This window comes from Pelomonas sp. Root1217 (genome assembly GCF_001425705.1).
Classification (GTDB): Bacteria; Pseudomonadota; Gammaproteobacteria; order Burkholderiales; family Burkholderiaceae_C; genus Pelomonas.
The window spans coordinates 322,177-344,436 of record NZ_LMDC01000028.1; the positions used below are offsets into that span (position 1 = coordinate 322,177).

21 protein-coding genes are annotated in these 22,260 nt (G+C 69.1%); 6 read left to right on the plus strand and 15 right to left on the minus strand.

The window, feature by feature from the left end; translation table 11 throughout:
- Nucleotides 1–15: 15 nt before the first annotated feature.
- The gene (locus tag ASC95_RS21470; RefSeq protein WP_057299734.1) at nt 16–1,077 is read right to left on the minus strand and encodes a lipoprotein; all 1,062 of its coding nucleotides are present in this window, start codon (nt 1,075–1,077) and stop codon (nt 16–18) included.
- Nucleotides 1,074–2,282 (minus strand): hypothetical protein, encoded by a 1,209-nt coding sequence (locus tag ASC95_RS21475; protein ID WP_057299735.1) that lies wholly within the window; start codon nt 2,280–2,282, stop codon nt 1,074–1,076. The genes ASC95_RS21470 and ASC95_RS21475 overlap by 4 nt, the downstream gene beginning before the upstream one ends.
- 95 nt (nt 2,283–2,377) lie before the next feature.
- Between ASC95_RS21475 and ASC95_RS21480 the strand changes: the two genes are divergently transcribed.
- Nucleotides 2,378–3,247, plus strand: coding sequence for a helix-turn-helix transcriptional regulator (locus ASC95_RS21480; protein ID WP_057299736.1), 870 nt, complete (start codon nt 2,378–2,380; stop codon nt 3,245–3,247).
- Between the two features lie 5 nt (nt 3,248–3,252).
- On the opposite strand, the gene ASC95_RS21485 is transcribed toward ASC95_RS21480, so the two are convergent.
- From ASC95_RS21485 to ASC95_RS21530, 10 genes are all read right to left on the minus strand, one after another.
- Entirely contained in the window at nt 3,253–3,927 is a 675-nt protein-coding gene (locus ASC95_RS21485; protein ID WP_057299737.1) for a glycosyltransferase, read from the minus strand.
- 6 nt (nt 3,928–3,933) lie between these two features.
- On the minus strand, nt 3,934–5,274 hold the full coding sequence (locus tag ASC95_RS21490; RefSeq protein ID WP_057299738.1) for a hypothetical protein: 1,341 nt from the start codon (nt 5,272–5,274) through the stop codon (nt 3,934–3,936).
- A gap of 15 nt (nt 5,275–5,289) precedes the next feature.
- The gene (locus ASC95_RS21495; RefSeq protein WP_057299739.1) at nt 5,290–5,847 is read right to left on the minus strand and encodes a GNAT family N-acetyltransferase; all 558 of its coding nucleotides are present in this window, start codon (nt 5,845–5,847) and stop codon (nt 5,290–5,292) included.
- A 14-nt stretch (nt 5,848–5,861) separates the two neighbouring features.
- Nucleotides 5,862–6,959: a DegT/DnrJ/EryC1/StrS aminotransferase family protein gene (locus ASC95_RS21500; RefSeq protein WP_057299740.1), complete on the minus strand. Its 1,098-nt coding sequence runs from the start codon at nt 6,957–6,959 to the stop codon at nt 5,862–5,864.
- A complete protein-coding gene (locus tag ASC95_RS21505; RefSeq protein ID WP_235538004.1) occupies nt 6,956–7,927 on the minus strand; it encodes a WxcM-like domain-containing protein in 972 nt (323 codons plus the stop codon). Before ASC95_RS21505 ends, ASC95_RS21500 begins: the two co-directional genes overlap by 4 nt.
- Nucleotides 7,928–7,957: 30 nt before the next feature.
- Entirely contained in the window at nt 7,958–9,373 is a 1,416-nt protein-coding gene (locus ASC95_RS21510) for a TolC family protein (RefSeq protein ID WP_057299742.1), read from the minus strand.
- A 311-nt stretch (nt 9,374–9,684) separates the two neighbouring features.
- The gene (locus tag ASC95_RS21515; protein ID WP_057299743.1) at nt 9,685–10,890 is read right to left on the minus strand and encodes an HlyD family type I secretion periplasmic adaptor subunit; all 1,206 of its coding nucleotides are present in this window, start codon (nt 10,888–10,890) and stop codon (nt 9,685–9,687) included.
- Entirely contained in the window at nt 10,887–13,259 is a 2,373-nt protein-coding gene (locus tag ASC95_RS21520; protein WP_057299744.1) for a type I secretion system permease/ATPase, read from the minus strand. Before ASC95_RS21520 ends, ASC95_RS21515 begins: the two co-directional genes overlap by 4 nt.
- Complete coding sequence (locus ASC95_RS21525; RefSeq protein ID WP_235538005.1) at nt 13,260–15,110, minus strand: acetylglucosamine transferase; 1,851 nt, start codon at nt 15,108–15,110, stop codon at nt 13,260–13,262. It lies immediately after the preceding gene.
- Between the two features lie 203 nt (nt 15,111–15,313).
- The gene (locus tag ASC95_RS21530) at nt 15,314–15,823 is read right to left on the minus strand and encodes a DUF1993 family protein (RefSeq protein ID WP_057299746.1); all 510 of its coding nucleotides are present in this window, start codon (nt 15,821–15,823) and stop codon (nt 15,314–15,316) included.
- 80 nt (nt 15,824–15,903) lie between these two features.
- On the opposite strand from ASC95_RS21530, the gene ASC95_RS21535 reads away from it, so the two are divergent.
- The 3 genes from ASC95_RS21535 to ASC95_RS21545 are packed head-to-tail and all read left to right on the plus strand — an operon-like array spanning nt 15,904 to nt 18,025.
- Nucleotides 15,904–16,911, plus strand: a complete 1,008-nt coding sequence (locus ASC95_RS21535; protein WP_057299747.1) for a D-2-hydroxyacid dehydrogenase family protein — start codon at nt 15,904–15,906, stop codon at nt 16,909–16,911.
- Nucleotides 16,912–16,934: 23 nt separating this feature from the next.
- Nucleotides 16,935–17,486, plus strand: a complete 552-nt coding sequence (locus ASC95_RS21540; protein ID WP_235538006.1) for a chromate transporter — start codon at nt 16,935–16,937, stop codon at nt 17,484–17,486.
- Nucleotides 17,483–18,025: a chromate transporter gene (locus ASC95_RS21545; RefSeq protein ID WP_057300457.1), complete on the plus strand. Its 543-nt coding sequence runs from the start codon at nt 17,483–17,485 to the stop codon at nt 18,023–18,025. Before ASC95_RS21540 ends, ASC95_RS21545 begins: the two co-directional genes overlap by 4 nt.
- Before the next feature lie 4 nt (nt 18,026–18,029).
- Here ASC95_RS21545 and ASC95_RS21550 read toward each other — a convergent pair whose 3' ends face one another.
- Both ASC95_RS21550 and ASC95_RS21555 read right to left on the minus strand, forming a co-directional pair.
- Nucleotides 18,030–18,494, minus strand: coding sequence for a hypothetical protein (locus tag ASC95_RS21550; protein WP_057299748.1), 465 nt, complete (start codon nt 18,492–18,494; stop codon nt 18,030–18,032).
- A 104-nt stretch (nt 18,495–18,598) separates the two neighbouring features.
- On the minus strand, nt 18,599–19,576 hold the full coding sequence (locus ASC95_RS21555) for a GlxA family transcriptional regulator (RefSeq protein ID WP_057299749.1): 978 nt from the start codon (nt 19,574–19,576) through the stop codon (nt 18,599–18,601).
- Nucleotides 19,577–19,682: 106 nt separating this feature from the next.
- On the opposite strand from ASC95_RS21555, the gene ASC95_RS21560 reads away from it, so the two are divergent.
- Both ASC95_RS21560 and ASC95_RS21565 read left to right on the plus strand, forming a co-directional pair.
- Nucleotides 19,683–20,285 carry a DJ-1/PfpI family protein gene (locus ASC95_RS21560; protein WP_057299750.1) on the plus strand — a complete coding sequence of 201 codons (603 nt, stop codon included), beginning with the start codon at nt 19,683–19,685 and terminating at the stop codon, nt 20,283–20,285.
- Entirely contained in the window at nt 20,267–21,463 is a 1,197-nt protein-coding gene (locus tag ASC95_RS21565; RefSeq protein ID WP_057299751.1) for an aminotransferase class III-fold pyridoxal phosphate-dependent enzyme, read from the plus strand. The genes ASC95_RS21560 and ASC95_RS21565 overlap by 19 nt, the downstream gene beginning before the upstream one ends.
- Before the next feature lie 149 nt (nt 21,464–21,612).
- Here ASC95_RS21565 and upp read toward each other — a convergent pair whose 3' ends face one another.
- Entirely contained in the window at nt 21,613–22,245 is a 633-nt protein-coding gene (upp, locus tag ASC95_RS21570) for a uracil phosphoribosyltransferase (RefSeq protein WP_057299752.1), read from the minus strand.
- Between the last annotated feature and the right edge of the window lie 15 nt (nt 22,246–22,260).

The following is a 22,260-nucleotide window of genomic DNA, read 5'->3' on the forward strand; positions in this document are numbered from 1 at the left end:
CGTTGACATTCGAGCCTAGGCGGCCCGCGGTGCGTGACGGGCTTGCATGTACTGGCTCAGGGCAAGGGACTCGCCCGTGCGGCCCGTCGCTTCGGCCGCGCGGATGGCCAGCTCGTAGGCGCGCCGCGTCGGGCGTTCGCGCAGATTGGCCTGGGCCCAGGTCCAGGCGCGCTGCGGGTCGTGGCCCGCGCCGAGGTAGAACTCGGCCGCATGGTCGGCGAAGGCCGCGGGATGGCGGGCCAGCAGAGCTTCAAAACGGTGGCGTGCCCCGTCGATTTCATCCTGTCCACGCGCCATCTCGCCCTGGCGCACGTGCAGCGCTCCCAGCAACGCCATGGCCTCGGGCTCATCGGTGTGAATGACGACGTGCAGCAGCCGCGCCTCTGCCGCGGCCTCATTGCCGCGCGCCAGCTCGATCTCGGCAAGGTGGATGCCGGCCGCTGCGTAGTCGGGCAGCAGCCGCAGCGCCTCGGCGTAGAAGGCCGCGCCGCGCGCCGGGTCGCCGTCCTGCTCGGACCACATCAGTCCGCGCGCGAAGGCAACGGCGGCGGCCGGAAAGGGCAAGGTCGTGTCCAGCTCGCGCAGCGCCTGGGCATAAAGGCGGTCGGCTTCCTCCAGGCGACCGACGGCGGCCACGCCGCGGGCCAACGCGCAGTGGCTGGCAAAGCCCGGCCGGCGCTCGGCCTCAGCCTGCAGCGCCGGCAAGGCTTCTGCGGCACGGCCAGTAGCGACCAGCAACGCTGCACGCTGGACAGGCGTGGCGCCAGCGGCATTGAGGTCTGCCTGAGCGTCGGCAAAGCGATGGGCGGCCATGCGGGCCCGAGCCCGCCGCTGGCGGTCGGCGGCACTGCCTGCCCTCGCCTCGGTCAGGGCCGCGGCGCGGTCCAGCACACGGTAGTCGGCCAGGAACTGCAGTCGCAGCAGCCACAGATCGAGCGCTGCCGGGTCGTCGGCCTGGCGCTGCAGCTGGTCGTCAAGATTGATCAGCGCGATGCTGCCCTGGGTGGTGGTGGCTGGCGGTGCGGCGCACCCTGAGAGAACGGCAATGGCCAGGGTGACAAGAAGGATGCGGTTCATGGTGCGGACAGGAAGGGAAAGCGGGTGGTGGAGTGCTCGTGGTCGTCGCGTGTGACGCCGTCATCGGCGACGTCGGGCGTGCCGCGGATCAGCAGCGAGCGGAACACGGCGTTGACGTTCTGCAGCGGCGTGCGGCCTCCGCAGTCCGCCAGTGGCGGTGCCCCGAACGCGTTGCGCTCGACGGCGAGGTAATGCAGGCAGCGCGTCTGCCGGCTGTCGACCCAGAGGCGGTCGTCGGCCAGCAGTTCAGCCAGGCGCTTGTAGCGACCGGGCGTCGCGTCCTGCGCATCGGCCAGCCACTGGTTGCCGGCCACGCCATCGAAGCTGTCATACAGCGCCAGGTTGCGGCCGATCTCGGTGGCAAAGCCTGGCCAGCCGGCGGGGTCGGCTCGGTTGTAGGCTTCCTTCAGCAGGTCGGCGATGTCTTCCTCGCCGACGGTGGCCAGCAGGGCGTTGCCGGTCAGCGCCCGGCCCATGCGGTCGATGGGTGCGCCGGGCGGTGGCGGCTCATGGGCCGGCGCGAGCTGGCGGCGCTCGGTGCGGCCCCAGACGGCCAGCAGCGGGCCGCCGGCGTTGACGAGGCCGAGATCGACCGACACGACGATGGCCGAGGTCGTCCACCCCGCCAGGAAGTTGCGTGCCGGGCCGCCCTGGGTCTGGCCCCAGAGCTGGGGAATGCGCTTGAGCGTCTCGGCATCGAAGCGGCGAAAGGCGCTGGCGTCCTGCGGGGCCTGGCCCGCTCGGATGGCATCACCGGCTGCGTTCAGTGCGCTGCGTGTGCCGCGCACATTGTTGAAGTAGGGGTCGTCGCGCAGGCCGGCAAAAACGCGGAAGCGCCCGGCTCCGCCCGTGAGGCCTTCGGGGCTGCTGACGTCGCCCTGCAGCCGATCGGCGCGGCCGGCCCAGCAACTTGCGGCACCCGCGGCGTCGAATTGGCAGGCCACACGGGTACTGGCCGAAGTGCGGCCCAGGGCCTGGCCGCTGTCGACGTGGAAAACATACTGGACCTGGTCGGAAAAGCGTTTGCCGACGATGTCCATGACGAGATTGAGCCGCTTGCCGTCGGCAGAGGTCCAGGCGAAGAGATCGCCGATGTCGGCAGCCGGGTCGGCGATGACGGTGGGCGTATCCAGGTGATCGGCAGCGATGGCGGGTGCCGTGGCAAGCGCGGCCAGCCAGACGAGGAGTGAGAGGAGGTTTTTCATGGCACGCAGCCTAGGGAAGCCCGCCGCAGAAAACTTGGCAAAAACTGCGATGCCTGCTGACAGACTCTGTGCACCCGCTCTCCTAGGATGCGGCCATGTCCCTGCCCCAGCCCTCCTCGACCGAGGCCGAGCGCCGCTACCGCCCCATACAGCGCGGCGGCGGGCTCAGGCTGATGCATTGCCAATGCCGCGCCGGCCGGGGCGAGCGGGCCGTCGATGAGGAACACCCCGCTTTCTCGATCACGCTGGTGGACCGCGGCCAGTTCACCTACCGCACCCGCGCCGGTGGTGCCCTGCTCAACGCCGGCTGGCTGATGCTGGGCAATGTCGGCGAGGGCTATGCCTGCTCGCACGAGGACAGCGATGGCTCGGGTGACGACTGCACGGTGCTATCGCTGTCGCCGGGCCTGCTCGAGCAGACGCTGGGCGCCCTCGGTGTCGCCAAGGCGGCGAACCACTTCTCACGGGCCTGCCTGCCGCCGCTGCCGCGGGTCGCCGCCCTCTTCCAGGGGCTGGATACCGGTGGCGACGAGGGTTTCGCGCTGGAGGAAGCCACGCTGGCCATCGTGGCGCAGGTGCATCGCGCCCTGATCGATGGCGAAGCCCCGGCCGCCCTGCCACGGCAGGATGAGCGCGCACGCGCGGCAGCACATTGCATCGAGACACGCAGCGCCGAGGCGCTGACGCTGGAGGAGGTAGCCCAGGCCGCCGGCCTCAGCCCTTTCCATCTGCTGCGCGTGTTCCGCCAGTCCATCGGCGTGACGCCACACCAGTACCTGATGCGCACGCGGCTGATGCACGCGCTGAACCTGCTGCGCGACACTCGCCAGCCGGTGACGGATGTGGCCTTCGACACAGGCTGGGCCGACCTGTCTAACTTCAACAAGGCCTTCCGCCGCGAGTTCGGCTGTTCGCCGCGCAGCCTGAGGAAGGCGGACCGCCGACAGCTGGCGCTGGAGGCTTAGCAGGCCTACTCACCCCACTTGCCGATGTACTTCTTGTAGTTCTCGATCCAGCCGTTCGAGCCGAAGCCACCCTCGCTCTGGTGCGTGATGGCGATCGGCCAGGTGGCCAGGCGCAGGCCGGCGGTGCGGGCGCTGCGGCAGAAGTCCATGTCGTAGAAGTGGAAGTCGAAACGCTCGTCAAAGCCCACCTGCCTGGCACGCAGCGTGTCGCGCCTGGCGGCCAGCAGCACGCCATCCAGCAGTTCGCATTCCGCGGGCACGGGCCCGAAGGCCGAGATCTGGCCGAAGGGGCCGGTACCGTGGGAGACGATGCCGCTGAGGTTGGCGCGGTCGTCCCATTCGAACTTGGTGGTCGGGAAGGCCCAGGACGGCTGCATCGGTGCGCGGCGCTTGTTGCCGGCGACGCCGATGACGTCGAAGGCGTGCAGGGCCGCCATCACATGCTCGTAGAAGAAGTAGTCGTCCAGCCAAACGTCGTCATGGATGAAGGCCAGCACCGGCGCGGCGTCGGCGGCAGCGATGCGCTCGTTGTAGAGGATGGGCAGGCCGCGGCTGTTCTCGAAATAGACGCGCGGCCTGAGGCGGTCGTCATGAGCCATGCGGCGCAGCGACAGGCCCAGCGCCGACTTGTTCCAGAACTCTGTTTCGGTGGCGCGGGTGGCGCAGACGAGGTCGATCACGGCGGGCTAGCGAAGGTACAGAGCCAGCGTGTCGCAAGGCGGGTTGCGCACTGGTGGGCAGGGCGCCGTGCGGCGGGCGTTGTTGAGCGCATAGGCCAACTCGCGCGGGTGGTGCCATTGCTCGTAGAAGCGGCGCGAGGCCTGGGCCTGCTCGGCCAGGGACTCAGGCGTCTGCGCGGCCAGCACGCGGATGAAGTCGTCCGGCGTTTCCCACCACAGTGCTTCCTCGTAGATGAGGTCGCGCGTGGAGTGGTGCTTGGACAGCGTGCTCTGCTGGATCAGCACCGGCAGGCCGGCGCCCTGGGTTTCGACCAGGCCTTTGGCGCCCTGGAAGGGAAAGGACGAAATGCACAGGTCGACGTCGCCATCGCGCAGATGGTTCCAGAGGCTGCGCACCGGCGGCTGGTATTGGAAGCGCGCCGGGTCAACGCCCGCACCTGTCAGCCGGTCGCGAAAGGCGTCGATGACGGGGCCAGGCAGCATGCCGATGTGCAGGTGCGTGCCGCCCACCTCGGCGAGGCGACGCAGGATGACGTCCAGGTAGTCGTAGCGCGCCGGGGCGATGAACTTGCCGGCCGAGCCGTGCGAGCAGGTGCGCAACTCGCCACCGGCCATGAAGGCATGCCCCGCACGGGCGCCCTGGTCAGGTGCGGTCAGCGGCCAGTAGACCGCGTGGTGCACGCCCAGGAAGTGCTGGCATTTGTGAAAGGACAGGTTGGTGCAGTCCACATGCAGCGCATGCGGCAGGTAGACGCCCAGGGCCATGTCGTGGTCGGCATGGTGGAAATAGGCGATCTCGCGCGCCACGCCCGGCTGCGCGGCCCCGACCGCGGCCACGTCGTAGTGGTGATGGAACAGCGTCAACAGGCCGGGCTTGAGCGTGGCGAGCTGCAGATGCAGCCACTGGAGCTTGTCGCGCAGCTGCATGGGCGGCGCCAGCAACATCTGCACCGTGGGCGGCAGGTCGGCCAGGAAGTTCTGCAGGGGCAACTGGCGCTCATGCAGATTGGTCACCACCACGACATGGGTGAGGTCGGGCCGGGCGCGGATCACATCCTTCAGCGCGAGCGAGTGGCCGCCCTGGCCGTCGTACAGCTCGGTGGCCACGTGCACGGCGAGGTGGTCGTGATAGCTCTCGGGGGTTGCCAGGTTGAGCTGGCGCGCGGCCAGGGCGCCCGCAGCCAGGCAGAAGCGGTCCATCTCGGCGGAGCCGAAGACCAGGCCCTTGGCCCGCGGATCATTCAGCAGCGCGATGACGGTGTTGCTGAGTTCCATCAGCATGGCCGGCCAGTCGCCCGCGGCCTGCAGGCCATCCAGGCGCTGCACCAGGTTCAGGTATTGAGTCATTGAAGGGCCGGGGGGTCAGCGCGCGATGACGGCGATGCCGTCGGGCAGGTATTTCCTGTACTTCTCGAACGAGGCCTCCATGGCCTCGCGGGAGATGGCGTAGAAGTAGTCCTCGCCCTCCTCCCGTGTGCGCACGGCGCCGAAGCGCTCGTGGAATTTCCAGACCGACTCGTTGGCCACCCTCACGCTGAAATGCGAGGCGGTGAAGCCCAGGCTCAGGGCATAGCGGTAGACCATCAACGCCGACTCCACCGCGAAGCCGCTGGGGCGGTTGTCGGCCAGGATCCAGGAGCCCCAGGAAAAGGAGTCGCCCTGCTGGTCGTACAGCCGCACGGTGCCGTGCCGGGTGCCGGCGTGGTCTTCGATGATGAAGTAGACCTGGCTGTCGTCGCCGGCATAGGCTTGCAGCCAGGCGCGCTGAGCGGCCACGTCGGACGAGGTTTGGGAGAGGTACTGGCCTTTGATTGGATCGGTGCGCAGGCCGACGATGAACTCGGCGTCGTCCGCCGTGGCGTCGCGCAGGACGATGTTCTTGCCCAGCACGCGGGCGGGCTTGACCAGAGTGATCGGCATGGCGGCTCCTTTGCTCAGGTCAGCGCCCGCACGCTGCCGATCAGCTGGTCCACCTGGGCGTCGGACATGCCGGGCCACAGTGGCAGGCTCAGCACTTCGCGGTGGATCTGCTCGGTCAGCGGCAGGCTGCCCGCGGCCATGTCCAACTCGGCATAGGCCGGCTGCAGATGCGGTGGCACGGGATAGTGGATCAGCGTGCCGATGCCGCGCTCGGCCAAGGCCTGCTGCAGGCGATCACGCTCGGGATGCCGGATGACGAAGAGATGCCAGGCCGGCTCGGCCGGCTCGGGCACGAAGGGCAGCACGAGGTTGGCGCCGGCGAGGCCGTCCAGCAGCCTCGCGGCGATATGCCGGCGCTGCTGGGTGAGCGCGGCCAGCTCGGGCAGCTTGGCCGCCAGCACGGCGGCCTGCATCTCGTCCAGGCGCGAATTCAGGCCCTTGACCTCGTTGTGGTACTTGACCCGTGAGCCGTAATTGCGCAGCACGCGAACACGGTCGGCCAGCGCGGGGTCGTTCGTCGTGAGCCCGCCGCCGTCGCCCATGGCGCCGAGGTTCTTGCCGGGGTAGAAGCTCCAGGCCGAGGCATCAGCCAGGCTGCCGACGATGCGGCCGCCCCAGCGCGCGCCGTGGGCCTGGGCGCAGTCGTCCAGCACGCGCAGGCCGTGCTTGCTGGCGACGGCGTTGATGGCGTCCATGTCGGCCGGCTGCCCGTAGAGGTGCACGGGCAGGATGGCGCGGGTGCGCGGCGTGATGGCCGCCTCGATGCGTGCCGGGTCGATGTTGTAGGTGCGCAGGTCGGGTTCGACGGGCACGGGCGTGGCGCCGCACTGGCTGACTGCCAGCCAGGTGGCGATGTAGGTGTTGGCCGGCACGATGACCTCGTCGCCCTCCCCCACGCCGAGCGCCAGCAGGCCCAGATGCAGGGCATCCAGCCCGTTGCCCAGCCCCACGGCATGGGCTGCGCCGCAATAGGCCGCCCACTGCGACTCGAAAGCTTCCAGCTCGCGGCCGAGGATGAACCAGCCGCTGCCGGCCACGCGGCTGAGCGCGGCGTCGATGGCAGCGCGCGAGGCGGCATAGGTGGGTTGCAGGTCGAGGAAGGGGAGCTTCATGCGGGCGCGTTGCCGACGGCGGCAAGGAAGTCGTCGTAGTCGCGGATGTAGTCGCCCGCGTCGTAGGTGTCGGAGGCCAGCACCAGCAGCACGGCATCGGGCGAGAAGCGGTACTGGATGCCCCAGACCATAGGGGGAATGTGCAGCCCGACCTTGGGGCTGTCCAGGCGCAGCTCGTCGCGGTGCTCGCCATCGTCCAGCACGATGGTGCAGCTGCCTTTGACGCAGATGAGGAACTGATGGCAGGCCCGGTGTGCGTGCTCGCCGCGCACCTCTTCGTTGGGCACGTCGTAGACGATGAAGAAGCGCCGCGGCGTGAACGGCAGGTGAGCGTCGATCTCGCCGAAGCTCAGCGCACCACGCAGATCGACGATCTTGGGCAGCGCATGCAACCGCGCGCCACGCGCCTGCAAGGCGGGCAACGCGTCTCCGAGGCGGTGCGCGGAGATGGCGGGGCCGCTGACCTGGACCTCGGGCGTGTCGAGGTAGCCGACGATGTGGGCCGGGTTGCCGGCGACGATGGCTCGCGGCGGCACGTCGCGGGTGACGACGGCACCGTCCGTCACCAGCGCCCCGGGGCCGATGGTCAGGCCGGCCTGGATGGTGGCATTGGCGCCGATGCTGGCACCCGCGCGAACGCGGGTCTTGAGGAACTCCGTGGGCTTCTTGCGGCTGCGCGGCGCGGGGTCGTTGCTGAAGGCAGCGTTGGCGCCGACGAAGACGTCGTCCTCCAGCGTGATGCCGTCCCACAGGTAGACCCCGCACTTGACGGTCACCCGGTCGCCCACCGCCACCTCGTTCTCGATGAAGACGTGGTCGCAGACGTTGCAATCGGCGCCGATGCGGGCGCCGGGCAGGATGTGGGCGAAGGCCCAGACGCGCGTACGCGGCCCGATCTGCGTGGACTCGACCAGGGCGTGCGAGTGCACAAAAGCGCCGCTGCCATCCATCATCGATTGATCTCCCATGCTTGGACTGTTCAGTATCCCTCGGTCGCGTCAGCGCAAGGGCGCCGCCACGCCCCGGCCCATGCTCCAGATCAGCGCGACGATCTGCTGCGCGTCGAACATCGCATTCACATGGGCGACGCGCATCGAGTAGTAGTCGCCCTCGGCGGCCATCACGTCGAACAACGAGCGGCGGCCGAGCTGCTGCCACTGCTGCAGCGTGGAGGCGCGCACGCGGTCGCTGTTGCGCAGGATCTCGACGATGCGCCGGGCACGGTCCAGCGTGGAGGTGCCGACCTCGTTCATCTCCAGGAGGCGGTAGCGCTTGGCCTCGATGGCCTCGTCGCGCTGCAGCACGGTGGCACGGTAGCGCTGCACGGCGGCGCTGGCTTGGGCATGGGCGCCCGGCTGCAGGATGGGGATGGTGACGGACACGCCGGCGCCGACGTCGTTGGAACGTGCCTCGCCGGGGCCACTGCGGAACATGGCGCTGGCGCTGCCGGTCAGGTTGACCGTTGGTTTCTGGCCCGCAATGACCGACTCGGCAAAGCTGCGCTGCGAGCGCGCCTGGGCTTCGGCCTGGGCGACGTCGGCGCCGAGCAGAATGTCGCTCTGCATCTGCTCCAGGTCGGGCATCACGGACAGCTGGGCCGTCATGCCGATGCTGGGCGGCAGGGGCTCGCCCACCAGGCGCCTCATGCGCACCTCGGTCTGGCGCAAGGCCGACATGGTCTGCTCCAGCGACAGGTCGGCCTGCTGCAGGCTCTTTTGCGCCTGCACCAGCTCGCTGGCGCGGCCGCGGTCGGCCTTGGTGATGATCTCCAGCGCGTCGACCAGGCAGGCCATCTTGCGCACGTATTGGGTGTAGACCTGGCCCTGCAGCACGTAGCGGCTGCGGTCCAGCGCCAGCGTGACGACGTTCAGCGACAGCTGCTCCTCGGCGCTGCGTTGGCCTTGGGCTGCGACTTCCGCGAGCTCCTTGCGCCAGTCGGTCAGCTTGGCCACGCGGCCGGAGTCCCAGAGCGGCATGCCGGCCGAGAGCGTCGCACCGGCCTGGCCACCCCGGCCGACGGTCACGCCGCCGACGTTCTGGTACACGCCGTTGGTGCTGATAGTGAGGTTGGCCGTCGGCAGGCCCAGTGCACGCGTCTCCTCGACGTCCGAACGGGCGGCATCGGCCAGCAGGCGCACGGCGCCCAGGGCCTTGCTGCGCGACAGCGTTGCGTTGATCAGGGTTTGCAGCGCGGCGCGCGGGTCGCCGGTCTGGGTTTCGAGGGCGCTCATGTCGCGGCCCAGGCGCGACAGACCGGCGTCATCCTCGTTGCAGCGGCCGCCGCCCTGGGCGGGCGCCTCGACGACGGGAGCCGGCGGCGGCGCGGCCTTCTTGGGCGGGCGCGTTTGCGCCAGCGCGAGGGAGCCGAAGACGGCAAAGCCGAGGGCGATGAGGGGACGGAGCGGGTACAGCATGGCCCCGTCACTAGACCATCCGCCCCTCTCCCTTGAAGCCCGGAAAAGCGGGCCCGCACCTGCTCTTGTTCAGCGCTAGCTACGTTGTCTTGCGGGCCGAGCGCCGGGCCGCTCCCAAGCCGGCCCGTTTGGCGATGTGCGAGCGGCTCGATGCCGAGAGCATCGCCGTCCCCGGGGGCTGAGGCCAGACACGGCAAGTCCTGTGGACTTGTTGTGCCTGCCGAAGAGCAGCCGCTCCGTCGGCTGCGCGGTCTGCAAGACCGACCGGGCCTGCCCGCGTCCAGTGTGGCAGGACTGGGCGAGGGGCTATTTCACCGCTCGCGCAGCGCTTCCTGCGACTTCATCATCGGCCGCAGCAGATAGCTCAGCACGGAACGCTCGCCGGTCTTGATCTCCACCTGCGACGTCATGCCCGGGATGACGGGCAGCTTCTCGCCCTTGTACTTGAGGTTGTTGCGCTCGGACGTAACGATGACGCGGTAATGGCCCTCGCCGCTCTTGTCGCCCTCGGTGACGGCGTCGGGGCTCATGTAGGTGACCTTGCCTTCCAGGCCGCCATAGGTGTTGAAGTCATAGCCGGCCAGCTTGACCTCGGCCGTCTGGCCCAGGCGGATGAAGCCGATGTCCTTGGGCTTGATGCGCGCCTCCACCAGCACCTTGGGACCGATGGGCGAGATCTCCAGGATGGGTGCGCCGCTGGCAATGACGCCACCGACGGTGCCGGACTTGATGCTCTTGACGACCCCATGCACGGGCGACTTCAGCACCGTGCGCGTCAGCGCGTCCTGGCGCACCACCATCTGCTCGTCCATCTGGGCCATTTCGCTTTGCACGCGCACCAGTTCCTGGCTGGCTTCCTGGCGGTAGCGCGACAGGCGCTCGGTGCGTTGCTGCTGGATCTCGTTGACCTGGCGGTTCAGCCGCATGACCTCCACGTCGCTCATCAGGCCGCTGCGGGACATGTCCTGGGCAAGCTTGAGCTCCTTGGAGATCAGCCCGAGGCTGCGGTTGATGGCGCCGACCGCCTCGTCCAGCAGGCGCTTGCGGGCCTCGAAGGATTCGGCCTCGCCCTGGGCATAGCGCGCCTTGGGGTCGACGTCGGTCGGCCAGCGGATGGCGGCGCGGCCGTTGGCCTCGGCATCCAGCCGCGCTGCAGCTGCCTTCAGGGCCAGCAACTTGGCCTGGCCCTCGTTCTGCTGGGCTTCGACGCGAGTCGGGTCGAGGAAGGCCAGGTCCTCGCCGGCCTGCACCTCCTGGCCTTCGCGCACCTTGAGTTCGCGCAGGATGCCGGCGTCCAGGCTGGCGATGACCTGTTCGCGCCCATCGGGCACGATGCGGCCGTCGCTGCGGGTGATCTCGTCCACCTTGGCCAGGGCCGACCAGGTGATGGCCACCGTGACGACGGCGCACAGCAGGTACAGGGCCCAGGTCGCGCGCGGCAGCGGCTCGTCGATCTGGGCGGCATGAAGGGCACTGACGAACAGGCCTTCTTCCTTGCTCAGGGCTTTGACGCTCATACGCTCGCCGACCGCTGCACAGGTTGGGCCGACGGATGCATGTGCACGCCCTCGCCACCCTGGGCGGGCGCGGCCGGGCGCACGCCGGACAGCGCCGCCAGCACCTGGTCGCGCGGGCCGTCCATGACGACACGGCCGCCATCGACGACGGCGATGCGCTGCACCAGCTCCAGCACGGCCGGGCGGTGGGTCACGACGACGAGCGTCGCTGTACCGGCCGCGTCACGCAGCTGGCGCAGAAAGGCCATCTCGCTTTGCGCGTCCATCGAGCTGGTGGGCTCGTCCATCAGCAGGATCTGCGGCTTGGTGACCAGCGCCCGGGCCAGCGCAACGAGCTGACGCTGGCCGCCGGACAGCAGCTGGCCCATCTCACCCACCGGCAGGTCCCAACCCATCGGGTGGGCGGCGACCACGCGGTCCAGGCCGGTCAGCTTGGCCACCTCGACGAGGCGGCCGGCGTCCAGGTGAGCGCGGCCCATCAGCACGTTGTCGCGCAAGGTGCCAACGAACAGGCGCGGCTCCTGGCTGACGAAGCCGACCCGGGCACGGTACTCGGCCGGGTCGACCTGGCGCAAATCGATGCCGTCGACCTCGACCATGCCTTCGGTCGGCTGGTAGAGGCCGCCGAGCATGCGCAGGATGGTGGACTTGCCGCTGCCGATGCGGCCCAGGATGGCGACGCGCTCGCCGGCCTCCAGGCGCATGGTGACGTTGCGCAGCACCTTGGGCGCCGCCGACTCGCTGGCCGCCTGCTGGTGGCCGTGCTGCGGTTGGGGCGGATAGCTGAAGCCGACGTCGTGCAGGCCGACCTTGCCGGTGACCTGGGAAAGCGGCACGTAGTTGCGGCTGCTGTCGCGCTCGACGGGCGCATTCATCATCTGGTTGAGCGCCATCATGGCGGCGCGGGCGCCCTGGTAGCGCGTGGCCAGGCTGACGAGGCTGCCCAGCGGCGCGATGGCACGGCTGGCGAACATCACCGAGCCGATCAGCGCGCCGGCCGAGATGACGCCGTCATGGATCAGGTAAACGCCCCAGATGAGGATGATGAGGTTGACAGCCTGCTGCAGCGTGCTGGAGAGGTTCATGCTCCAGCTCGACAGCGCGCGGGACGTCAGGGCCGTGTCGGCGACGATGGCCGTCGTGCGCTCGTAGCGGCGCACGAAGCGGCCCTCGGCGCCCGAGGTCTTCAGGTCTTCCAGGCCCTCAAGGGACTCGACCAGGGTGCCGTGCAGGTCGGCCGTCTCCTGCATATTGGTGCTCATGGCCTTGCGCAGCGCGCCCTGGATGGCCCAGGACAGGCCCATGATGACCGGCACGGCCAGCACCAGTACCCAGCCCAGCGGCCCGCCGATGACAAACGTCATGCCGATGAAGATGACCAGGAAGGGCAGGTCCGACAGGGCCGACAGCGTGGCGCCGGTGAAGAACTCCCGCACCATCTCCACCTGGGCCAGGTGGGCGGCATAGGCGCCGGCGGAAGCCGGCTTGTGCTCCATGCGCACCCCGAGTGTCTGGCGGTAGAGCTTGGCGCCGATGACGAGGTCGGCCTTGCGGCCGGCCAGGTCTATGAGATGGGAGCGCAGTTGGCGCGCGAAAAGGTCGAACACCAGCGCCACGGCGGCACCTACGGCCAGCGTCCACAGCGTGACCATGGCCTGGTGGGGGATGACCTTGTCGTAGATGACCGAGGTGACGAGGCCCGACACCAGCATCAGCACGTTGGACAGCAGCGCCGCGAGCATGGAGGCGCGGTAATACGGCGTGAAGCGCTTCAACGTGCCCCAGAGCCAGTGCGATGCCAGGCCCTTGTCGGCCAGCTTCAGCAGCGGTGACTCCGCGCGCGGCGCCGCGGCCGTCTCCTGCGGCGAAACGGCCAGCATGAAGCCGCTGTACTCGGGTTCCAGTTCGGCCGTCGTGGCCGGCACGGCGGCCGCTTCTGGGCCGGGGAACACCACTTCGTAGCGGCAGGCACCGGCGGCCACTGCGGCCGGGTCGTCCATGCGGCGCACCAGCACGCAGGCGTCGCCGCCGTTGAGCAGCAGCACCGCGGGCAGCAGCAGGGCGTGGATGTCGTCGATGCTCTTGCGCAGCAGGCCGGCGTTGTAGCCCGCCTCGCGCATGACGCGGATGGCGCCGTCGGGCGCGAGAACCCCTTCGACTGGCGCGCCGGCGCGCAGCGACTCGGGCGAGCGCGGCTTGCCGTGGTGGCGGGTCAGCCAGGCCAGGGCCTGCAGCAACGGGTCGCCGGCGGGCTGGTTGCTCAGGTTCTCCAACGGGTCCGGCGGCGGCGCGGGCTCGCCATTGGCGGCCAGGCGCAAGCCTGGCGCCTGCGGCTGGCCGTCAAAGAAGGGGTCGTGCTGGCGCGGCATTTAGGCCTTTTGCCTCGCATCGAGCGCAAGCCGCTCGAACTCATGCTCTATATCGCGCACGATGGCCGGGATGTCAAACAGCGGCGAGCTGTGGCCGTACTCGGCCAGGTAACGCTTGTAAGAAGCCGCGCGGGCCGGCTGGTTGCCGATCTGTATGGCGCGCTGCTCGTATTCCTCGAGGGTCGTCGTGATCAGGTCGGGCAGGCCGACGGCTGTCAGCAGACTGCCGGCCATGCGCGAGATGTAGGTGCGGCCCGAGCGAGTCAGGATGGGCGTGCCCATCCACAGGCAGTCGCTGGCCGTCGTGCCGGCGTTGTAGGGAAAGGTGTCCAGGAACAGGTCGGCCAGCGTGAAACGGGCCAGGTAGTCGGCCGGCTGGGCGCGACCGGCGAAGACGAGGCGCTCGGGGGCGATGCCCTCTTCCACCGCAACGCGCTGCAGGTTGGCCTTGGCGAACGGGTTGTCGGCCAGCAGCCACAGCACGCTGCCCGGCACCTGGCGCAGCACGCGCATCCAGCAGCGCCAGACCTGCTCGCTCATCTTGTGGTTGTTGTTGAAGGCGCAGAAGACGAAACCGTCCTCCGGCAACCCCATCTCGGCACGGCTGGGCGCCGGGTTGGCGGCGCGCGTGCGGTCGCTGACCTGGTAGCAGTGCGGCAGGTAGATGGGCTTTTCGGTGTGATACGGCAGCACTTCAGGCGGCATCACGAAGCGGTCGGCCAGGATCCAGTCCACGCCCGGCAGGGCCGAGGTGGCGGGCAGGCCCAGGTAGCTGACCTGGATGGGGGCACCGCGGTAGGCCAGGATGCCCGCGCGGGCGCCGCTGGTCAGGCCCTGCAGGTCCACGAGGACGTCGATGCCGGCCTCGGCAATCATCTCGGCGGCGCGGCGGTCGGGCACGCCGTGCAGCGGGGTGTAGCTGTCCATCGCTCCCTTGATGCGGGCGCGCAGCGGCGTACCGTCCTCGCGGCTCCAGCTGAAGGCGTGGATCTCGAACTTGCTTTTGTCGTGCAACTCGTACAGCTCGGCCGTCAGCAAGCCGACGGCATGCATGTGCAGATCGCCCGAGAGGTAGCCGATCTTGATCTTGCCCTCGCGCTTCCTGCCCTTGTACAGCGGCGGCTCGGTGACCTTGGCGACCTTTTCCAGCACGAAGCGCTGGGCGGTCAGCAATTGCAGGGCCGGGTCATCGCTCTCGTCCAGCATGCCGAGCAGCGAGGTGCTCATCAAGAGATGGTTGTGTGTGACGTCGCCGAAGGTCTGATAGACCGGCCAGGCGCATTGCTTCTGGCGGATGTGCACGTAATGCTGGGCCACGTCGCTCTGGCGCGGGTCCAGCTCCAGCGAGCGGCGCATCAGCGCCTCGGATTCGTCGTAGCGCTTTTCCTGCTCCAGCAGGCGGGCGGCGTTGTTGAAGGCGTGCAGGCGCAGGCTCAGCGGGTCGGTGCCCAGGGCGTCGGGCGCCTCGTTGTCATAGACGGTGCGCCATTCGGCCAGCGCCTCTTCCATGCGCCCCTGGTGCTCCAGCTGGTGGCCGAGGTTCAGGCGCGCCTGGGCGAAGGCCGGGGCCTGTTCCAGCGCCATGCGATAGACGGTCTCCGCCTCGCCATGGCGGCGCAGTTCGCCCAGGACGGCCCCCCAGTTGAAGCAGGCCACATGGCGCAGCGGCGACGCGGTGGCGCCGACCCAGTTCTGGTAGAGCAGCGCAGCGGCATCCAGGGCGCCGGCCGCTTGCAGGCGCGAGGCCGCCTCCATGACCTGAGGCAAAGGCCATTGGCCGCTGCGGGCCAGGCCAAGCCATTGCTCCAGAAGGGCAATACCTTGGGGCGGGGCAGCGGGAGGCGTCGACATGTCCATGCGGCGGGCGGTGTGATCGGATGTTCCGCCGATTTTCAAGCCGCGCCGCCAGGTTGGGCGCGGGGAATAGGCTGCGGAATGCGCAGCATTTCCCGCCCCGGGCACCTCAAACTGGGGACTCATGCCCCGCCGCGGGCAGGCGGCAGGGCCTTCGCGAGGCGTCAGACAGGCCGTAGTGGCCTGTCTTCGGTCCCCGCTCAGCCACCCAAATAGTCCGACTTGCCCAGCGGCACACCGGCATGGCGCAACAGCGCGTAAGTGGTTGTCGCGTGGAAATAGAAGTTGGGCAGCGCGAAATGCCGCAGATAGGTCGAGCCATCGAACTTCAGCGGGTCACCGCTGCGGCGCGGGATGACGATCTCGCGCTCCTCGCTGCCGGCGAAGGCGTCGGCGGGCACCGACAGCACGAAGTCGCGGGTCTTCTTGATGCGCTCGGCCAGTTCGTCCAGCGAGGCTTCGTTGTCCTCGTACTTGGGGATTTCCTGGCCGCCCAGGCGGGCCACGCAACCCTTGGCGGCATCGCTGGCGATCTGGATCTGCTTGGGGAAGGGCAGCATGTCGGGCGCCAGGCGCAACGTCAGGTAGACGTCGGTCGAGAACTTCTTCGCTTCGGCATGGGCCTTGGCGGCCTCCAGCCAGGTCAGCATGTTGCCCAGCATCTTGGCGAATACTGGCGCGCTCGCAGCGTGCATGGAAATCGGGGTCATCGGGTGTCTCCTTGAGGGAAAGCGATGGTAGCCATGCAACCCTGACCCCTGCTGAGCACCGTGCACAATCCCCTGCAGCTATGAACGTGATCATCCTGGACGACTACCAAGACGCCGTGCGCAAGCTGCGCTGCGCTGCGAAGTTGGAGCCCCTCAACGCCAAGGTCTTCACCAACACGGTCAAGGGCATCGGCCAGCTGTCCGTGCGGCTGCGCGATGCCGAGGTGCTGGTCCTGATCCGCGAGCGCACCACCTTCCCGCGCCAGCTGCTCGAGAAGCTCCCCAAGCTCAAGCTGATCTCCCAGACCGGCCGTGTCGGCAGCCACATCGACGTCGAGGCCTGCACGCGATTGGGGATCGCCGTGGCCGAAGGCGTCGGCAGCCCGGTGGCGCCGGCCGAGCTGACCTGGGCGCTGATCATGGCCTCCATGAGACGGCTGCCGCAGTACATCGGCAACCTCAAGCATGGGGCCTGGCAGCAGGCCGGCCTGAAGGCGGCGTCCATGCCCGCCAATTTCGGGGTCGGCATGGTGCTGCGCGGCAAGACGCTGGGCATCTGGGGCTACGGCAAGATCGGCCAGCTCGTGGCCGGCTATGGCCGCGCCTTCGGCATGAAGGTCACGGTCTGGGGCAGCGAGGCCTCGCGCCTGCGCGCCGAGGCCGATGGCTACCAGGCTTCGCCCAGCCGCGAGGCCTTCTTCGCCGAGGCCGACGTGCTGTCCGTGCACCTGCGCCTTTGCGACGCCACCCGCGGCATCGTCACATCCGAAGACCTGGCCCGAATGAAACCGACGGCGCTGTTCGTCAACACGTCGCGGGCCGAACTGGCCGTCGAGGGCGCGCTGGTGTCGGCACTGAACCGCGGCCGGCCCGGCATGGCCGCCATCGACGTGTTCGAGAGCGAACCCATCCTGCAGGGCCACCCACTGCTGCGGTTGGAGAACGCCGTCTGCACGCCGCACATCGGCTATGTGGAGCAGGACAGCTACGAGCTCTATTTCGACGCGGCTTTCGACAACGTGCTGAACTTCATCAATCAGCAGCCGACGAATATCGTCAACCCGGACGCGCTGAAGGTCCTGCGCTGAAGTCCAGCGCTGAGGAAGCGGCCTTGAACCGTCCCGAATCCCTGACCGAACTCTTCCTGGCGTTCTCGAGGCTGGCCCTGCAGGGCTTTGGCGGCGTGCTGGCGATAGCCCAGCGCGAACTGGTCGAGCACCATCGCTGGATGAGCAAGGAGGAGTTCGTCGAGACCCTGGCCATCGCCCAGGTGCTACCCGGGCCCAATGTGGTCAACCTGTCGATGATGATCGGCGACCGCTTCTTCGGCCTGCGAGGCGCCGTCGTGGCGCTGGCCGGCATGCTGGTGGCGCCCGCGATCATCGTGCTGGCCCTGGCCGCCGCCTTTGACCAGTTGGCCCGCCACCCCATGGCCATCAACGCGCTGCGCGGTATGGGCGCGGTGTCGGCCGGACTGATCCTGGCCACCGGCATCAAGCTGCTGCCGGCACTCAAGAAGAGCCCGCTGGGCCGGCCGCTCGCGCTGGGCCTGGCCTTGACGGCTTTCGTGCTGATCGGTCTGCTGCGTTGGCCGCTGGTCAATGTGCTGGCCCTGCTAGGCGGCAGCGGCATGTTCCTGGCCTGGTGGAGAACACGGCCATGACAGCGCCCGTCGATCTTCTCGGCCTCTTCCTGCATTTCCTGACGCTGTCGCTGCTGTCCATCGGCGGCGCCATCACGACGGTGCCCGAAATGCACCGTTACCTGGTCGACAAGACCGGCTGGCTCAGCGATACCGACTTCACGTCGTCCATTGCCCTGGCCCAGGCGGCCCCGGGGCCCAACATCCTGTTCGTGGCCGTGCTCGGCTACAACGTCGCTGGCCTCACGGGCGCGGCGGCTGCGATGGCCGGCATCATGCTGCCGTCCAGCGTGCTGACCGTGACGGCCACGCGCTGGGCCCGCGCCAACCGCGAGCACATCGTGCTGCGCGCTTTCTCGGCCGGCATGATGCCGCTGACGCTGGGGCTGATCATCGCCACGGGCTGGCTGCTGGCCCTGCCTTTCCTGCGCGCCGATGAGCACCGCTGGAGCACGCTGGCAATGATCGCCGTCACCGTGCTGCTGACGCTCAAGACGAGGCTGGGCCTCGTCTGGATGGTGCTCGGCGGCGGCGTGCTGGGCGCGCTGGGTCTCGTCTGAGTTCTCAGACGCCCAGGCCCGCCTGCGTGGTCACGGAGCGCTTGCTGACGGGCGACATGCCCAGCGTCACCTGCGCATAGACCTCGTCGGAGCGCGGCATGATGATGGGGGTGTGGATGTCGGCCCAACCAACGATCTCGGTACCGGCGTCCTCGTCGAGCTTGGCGGTGTCGATGGCGCGCTTCTCGGAGTAGTTGACGCTGCCGGCGGTCAGCACCGACACGGCCTTGTAGGGACGCAGCAGCAGACCGCCGGCCAGCCAGGTGAAGGTGCTGATCAGGTCGTCGGCACCGCCATCGCCAGAAGGCAGGTGGTCGCCGGCGAGGTCTTCACCGAACAGCTCGATCTGCAGCCGGTAGGTGCGGCCGACGTCGCTGGCGTCGAAGGTCATCGTGCCGGCGACAGTCACGTCGCGCTTGCTGCCATTGACGGCGCCGAGGGTGATGGTGGGGGTGGAAAGGGTAGCCATGCTGATCTCCTTGGATCGGGTCCTTGGCTCGCCAGGGATTGGCTTGCCTGCCTGTACTGACGCAAGGCAGCACCCGCAGGGATCAAACCCGCGCTGGTGAAAGTTCACCCTGCGCCGACGCCCCCCGGCCGAAACGCCGCTGGCGGGCGGCCCAGCAGCCGCAGGAAAGCGCGCCGCATGCGCTCGGTGTTGCCGAAACCCGATTCCAGCGCCACCCGCAGCACCGACGCCGATCCGCTCTCGAGCGCCGCGCGCGCCGCTTCCACGCGCAGCCGCTCGACCGCCTGCGCGGGCGTGGCGCCCGTCTCGGCGTGGAAACAGCGCGCGAAATGGCGCGGGCTCATGCAGGCCCGCGCGGCCAGCTCCTCCACGCGGTGATCGCGCTGCAGGTCGCGCCGCACCTCGTCCAGCAGCGCGCCGAAACGGCCGTCGGGGCGCTGCAGGTCCAGCAGCGGCGAGAACTGGGACTGCCCGCCGGGCCGCCGCCGCTCCACGACGAGCTGGCGCGCGGCTTCCCGCGCGATGTCTTCGCCGTGATCGTGGGCCAGCAGCGCCAGGCAGAGGTCGATGCCGGCCGTCATGCCGGCACTTGTCCAGAGTTCGGGCAGGCCTTGCTGGCGGACCGCGGGCTCGCGGACGTAGATGCGGTCAGGCTGCAGCCGCACGGCAGGAAAGTCGGTGGCGAACTGCCGGCTGCGCGACCAATGCGTCGTGGCCGTGCGCTCATCCAGCAGGCCGGCGGCGGCCAGCACCAGGCTGCCGCTGCAGATGCTGGCCATGCGCGCGCCCGACTTGCTGGCTCTGCGCAACCAGGCAATGAGGCGGCTGTCCTGGCAGGCGGCATCCACGCCGTCGCCGCCGATCACCATGACCAGGTCGAGATCTCCCAGCTGGCGCGGCAGCCCCTGCGCCGGCCATGCCACACCGGCAGAGCTGCGCACCGCAGGCGGCGCGCTGGCCACGAGGCGCCACTCGTAGCTGCCCGACAGGGCCAGCCGGGCCACCTCGAACACGGCCATCGGCCCGGCCAGGTCCAGCTGCTGGAAGCCCGGGAAGAGGACGAAGGCGATGCGGCAGGTCATGTACGCATCTTGGCAGAAAAGGTGGGAACTGCGTCATGGCGGCCAAAGGCGCATCGCCGCAAACTGCCTGCCATCAGCTAAAGCAGGCGGCAGGAGGCCGCATCCGATGAACATTGGCATCCTGGTTTTCGACGAGATGGAACTGCTGGACATGGCCGGTCCCTACGAGGTGTTCACCACCGCGGCCCGGGTGCATGCGCGAAGCCAGCCGGCGGGCGCTGCACCGCTATTCAAGGTGGCCAGCATCGCGCGCAGTGCGGTACCGGTGCGGGCACGCGCCGGCTTGCAGGTGCAGCCCGACACCATGCTGGGCAACCACCCGCTCCTCACCTGCGCCATCGTGCCGGGTGGTGTGGTCGATGCCGAACTGCTGCAGCCCGACGTGCTGGCCTGGATCGTCGCCCAGCGGCGTACGGCACAAGTGCTGGCCTCGGTCTGCACCGGTGCCCTGCTGCTGGCCGAGGCCGGCGTGCTGGACGGCGTGGCCGCTACCACCCACTGGGAAGACCTCGACGCCCTGCGCGCTCTGCGGCCCTCGGTGGAAGTGCGCGAGGGTGTGCGCTGGGTGGACGAGGGCCCGGTGGTCACATCCGCCGGCATCTCGGCGGGCATCGACATGTGCCTGCACCTGGTGCAGCGCCTGCACAGCCGCGAGCTGGCCCTGGGCACCGCCCGGCAGATGGACTACGCATGGAGCGACACGCCGTGATCGAAATCGGACAGGACCTCATCACGATCACGCACCGCCCCGACACGGTCTTCGTCTCGGGCCAGGGCGCCTGGCTGACGGACGAAGGTGGCAAGCGCCATCTCGACCTCGTGCAGGGCTGGGCCGTCAACAGCCTGGGCCACAGCCCGGCCCTCATCACGCAGGCCCTGCTGGCGCAGTCGCAGCGGCTGCTCAACCCCAGCCCCGCCTACTACAACCGCCCCCTGCTGGACCTGGCCAGGCGGCTGGTGGAGGTGAGCTGCTTTGACCGCGTCTTCCTCGCCAGTTCAGGCGCCGAGGCCAACGAAGGCGCGGTGAAGCTGGCGCGGCGCTGGGGTAGCCGCATGCGTGGTGGCGCCCACGAGATCATCGGCTTCGAGCAGGCTTTCCACGGCCGCACGCTGGCGATGATGAGCGCCTCGGGCAAGCCGGGCTGGGGCGACCTCTACCCGCCCATGCCCGGCGGCTTCGTGAAGGCGCGGTTCAACGACCTCGCCTCGGTGGAACACGCAATGACGCCTCGCACGGCAGCCGTGATGATCGAGTTGGTGCAGGGCGAGGCGGGCGTCGTCGTGGCCGACCGGGGCTTTGTGCGCGAATTGCGCGCGCTGACCGCCGAACGCGGCGTACTGCTGATCGCCGACGAGGTGCAGACCGGCATCGGCCGCTGCGGCCATGCCTTCGCCTACGAGCACTTCGGCATCGAGCCCGACGTGATGACGCTGGCCAAGGGAATGGGCGGCGGCGTGCCGCTGGCGGCGCTGCTGTGCAAGGAGGCCTTCAACTGCTTCCTGCCCGGCGACCAGGGCGGCACCTTCTGCGGCAACCCGCTGATGGCGGCGGTGGGACTTGCCGTGGTCAACGAGGTCTGCCGCGAGGAGTTCCTGGCCGGTGTGCGCGAGCGTGCGGCGCAGTTGTCCGCCGGGCTGCAGGCCATTGCACGCGACCATGGCCTGGTGGGCGAGCGCGGCCTGGGGCTGCTGCGGGCTCTGGTGCTGCCGTCAGACAACGCGAACGAGGTGGTGGCGGCCGCCCAGGCGCTGGCGCCGGTAGGCCTGCTGCTCAATGCGCCCCGACCTCACCTCATTCGATTGATGCCGGCGCTGAACATCAGCGCCGCCGAGTTGAACGAGGGGCTGGCGCTGCTGCGCCGGGCGCTGCGCCAAGTGCTCGGCTGAACGGGGTTCGCGGGCCGAGCGCCGGGCCGCTCCCAAGCCGGCCCGCCTTGGGCGATGTGCTCGCGGCTCGACGCCGCGGGCATCGCCGTCCCCTCGGGGACCGACCAGGCTCGCAGCGTCCAGCAGGCGAGACTGGGCGAGGGGCTCACTCACCCCTGCGTGGTCCCGAAGATCTTGTCGCCGGCGTCGCCCAGGCCCGGGATGATGTAGCCGACATCGTTCAGGTGACTGTCGATGGCCGCCGTCCAGCAGCGCACATCGGGATGGGCCGCCTGCAGGGCTTTCACGCCCTCGGGTGCGGCCACCAGCACCAGGGCACGCACGTCCTTGCAGCCGCGCGCCTTGAGCAGGTCGACGGTAGCGATCATGCTGCCAGCCGTGGCCAGCATGGGATCGATGATCAGCGCCGTGCGGGCGTCGAGGTTGCCGACAAACTTGTCGAAGTAGTTCACCGGCTTGAGCGTCTCGTGGTCACGCGCCAGGCCGACAACCGAGACCTTGGCGTTGGGCAGGATGTCCAGCACACCGTCCAGCATCCCCAGACCCGCACGCAGGATGGGCACCACCGTGACCTTGCGGCCCGCGATTTGGTCGATCTCGGCGGGGCCGCTCCAGCAGTTGATCGTCGTCTTCTCAAGCGGGAAGTCGGCCGTCGCCTCGTAGCAGAGCAGCCGGGCCACCTCGCCGGTCAGCTCGCGGAACTTCTTCGTCGAGATGTCGGCCTCGCGCATCAGGCCGATCTTGTGCTTGACGAGGGGGTGCTTGACTTCGATGACGGCCATGACGGCTCCCTAGTT